Consider the following 2,465-nt stretch of genomic DNA (forward strand, 5'->3'; position numbering starts at 1 on the left):
CGGGTCGGGCCGGCAGCGGTCATTGTGATTTTTCCGGGAACGTTCTTCAGCAACTCTGATGTCCGGACGATTTTGCCTTCCGGATGGAATCCATCGACATAAGCGCTGCCTTTGTTGCCTCCGACAAACCAGTGGCGTTCGAACCAGGTTTCCTTATCGGTCAGGAAATAAGTGCCCAGCTCGACTTGCCCGCTGATGCCGCTGTCAAAATGCAGCTGGATATTGAAGTAATCATCGACTTCTTTGTTGATCACATTGCGGACATCTGCATATACAGTCGTCAACTTCCCGGGAATCATCCAAAGCATCTGATCCAGCAGATGCACGCCCCAATCATAGAGCATGCCGCCACCGAACTCCGGATAAATATGCCAATCGTGCATATTGCCGTTGAAGCCGTACAAAGCATTCTTGATTGTGTAGACATCTCCGAGCGTACCGCTGTCGACCACTTCCTTGATCAGGCGGTAGTCTTTGTCCCAACGGCGCTGGTGATGGACCGTGAAGCGTACTTTGGCGGCTTCCGTTACGGCCATCATTTCCTTGAATTCTTCCGCATTCATCGCGGCCGGTTTCTCCACGATGATGTCTTTTCCTGCTTGCGCAGCTTTTTTGACCATTTCCAGGTGCAGATGGTTCGGTACCGCGATGATGACTGTGTTGATTTCGTCGTTCGCCAACAGCTCATCCGCCATCAGGTGCGTTTCGACACCTTCCGCTGCATGTCCGAGTTGATCCTTGTTGATGTCGCAGACTGCGATCAATTCCGCGAAATCAAATTTATTGATGGTTTCGGCATGGGTTTGACCCATGAACCCGAAACCGATGATGCCAAATTTCAACATATCTATTGCCCCTATCTTTCATGATCTTCAACGATCCTGTATTTTGCTTATATCGTGACTGTGCGCTCTTTCATTCCGACCAACGGCACCGGGATATAGGCCGTTCTTGTGGCGATTGTCAAAGCCACATCATGGTTGCCTTTCGCCAATCCGCCCTCTTTCATCACGCGGATATGCAGGGGTTCGCCGTATTCCCATTTGTAGGAAGAGACTGTCGCAGCTTCCTTCAGAGTGAACCAATCTTCCTCATCGATCGAAATCTGGATTGCGGTTGGTTCTTCCTCTACGCCATCGACAGCGACTTTTACGAATTCTACCATCGACAAAGGAATCCCACGGTAGTAAGTGATCAGTGTCTGCAGTCCGTAACCGATTGTCGTGCCGTTTTCTACGATATTTTTGCAGGTATCTTTTTTGAATACATTATTATCAAACATCTTTTCTTCCCCCTACCCTTGGATTTCTTTCAAACAAGCTTGCAGATATTGCTGGTTGGCGATGACTTGCTGGATTTCCTGCATCGGCTCACCAGGTAAGATGAAGCGGTTGCCTTCGTATTCAGTCGCTACATAGCCATCGTACTGGTGCTCATGGAGATATTCCAGTAAGCCTTTGTAATCCATCGAGTATTCCGGTCCCTCAGGAGTCATTTCGAACATTTTGATATGGAAATGCTTGATGTACGGCATGTATTCATCCATCACTGAGAATGGATAGTTTTCATAGCCATCGCACAGCGGCGCAAACATGTGGTCCTCTTTGGTTTTGATGACTTGTTTGAAATCATCCGGATAAGTGCCGCCGTTCTCTTTGACGACGCGGTGCAGATCCGTACCCTTTTCGAACAAGCTATCCAGGTAATCGAACATTTCCGGGCTGGCGCCATTGTTGACCTCATAGGCACGGACGACGCGTGGGAATCTGCTGCAGAAGATCCCGGTGTCGATGACCAGTCCGATGTAAGGAGAATCCAGACGTTTCATCTCTTCGATGAACGCAAGCGTTTCTGGGCCATCGAAAGCCATCCCTGCATGGATTTCCAGGGCAATGGTAACGTCGTACTCTTTGCAGTAAGGCAGCAACGGTTCGCAGACCCAGTATGGTACCATCGAAACCAAGCGGATCATTTTCATGCCCAAACGGTTTGCCTGCTTGATTTCTTGGATCAGCAAATCGATGCATTCTTTTTTCGTCAGCATGCGGTTATTGTAGAGGTTGGAGTTCAAGAAGACATCGGCAATGACCGGTTTCACGCCGGTTTGGTCAAGCAGCGCGTGCCAGTGATCAACTTCGTCCTGGGATGGATGCGGCGCATTTTTGATCATCTGATCCGGCAACATTTCCACTCCTTCAACGTTAAGATCTTTCAGTAAGTTCATCAGGTCTTCCTAGTTCATTCTTTTGTTCAGATATTCGTCCTGCAGGCTGTAAAGACTGACAGCAGTTTTAATTCTTGCCATTATTATTTCCTCCTAGTTGTTAGTGGTTAGTGGTCGACGGATCATTACGAAACTAACAGCAATTTCCTTTTATGATTCCCATAACTCAGTACTTCGTCCATATTAGGGGGCATATATGACGAACTGAATCTGTGATCGATTTCAATATCGTGATATCCTG

General features: G+C 48.0%; 3 protein-coding genes. All 3 read right to left on the minus strand.

Features of this window, described 5'->3' with window-relative positions:
* Positions 1-845 (minus strand): Gfo/Idh/MocA family protein (locus tag WBV27_RS04880; protein WP_424199935.1); only part of this gene is annotated, 845 nt, incomplete at its 3' end.
* A 47-nt stretch (positions 846-892) separates the two neighbouring features.
* The gene (locus WBV27_RS04885) at positions 893-1,282 is read right to left on the minus strand and encodes a C-glycoside deglycosidase beta subunit domain-containing protein (protein ID WP_106449666.1); all 390 of its coding nucleotides are present in this window, start codon (positions 1,280-1,282) and stop codon (positions 893-895) included.
* 12 nt (positions 1,283-1,294) lie between these two features.
* The gene (locus WBV27_RS04890) at positions 1,295-2,224 is read right to left on the minus strand and encodes a sugar phosphate isomerase/epimerase family protein (protein ID WP_424199937.1); all 930 of its coding nucleotides are present in this window, start codon (positions 2,222-2,224) and stop codon (positions 1,295-1,297) included.
* Between the last annotated feature and the right edge of the window lie 241 nt (positions 2,225-2,465).

This window comes from Trichococcus sp., assembly GCF_049589555.1.
Classification (GTDB): Bacteria; Bacillota; Bacilli; order Lactobacillales; family Aerococcaceae; genus Trichococcus.

Bases quoted from the DNA above. Each gene is read 5' to 3' on its own strand.
- WBV27_RS04885 (WP_106449666.1), bottom strand. From the start codon at position 1,282: ATGTTTGATAATAATGTATTCAAAAAAGATACCTGCAAAAATATCGTA.
- WBV27_RS04890 (WP_424199937.1), bottom strand. From the start codon at position 2,224: ATGAACTTACTGAAAGATCTTAACGTTGAAGGAGTGGAAATGTTGCCG.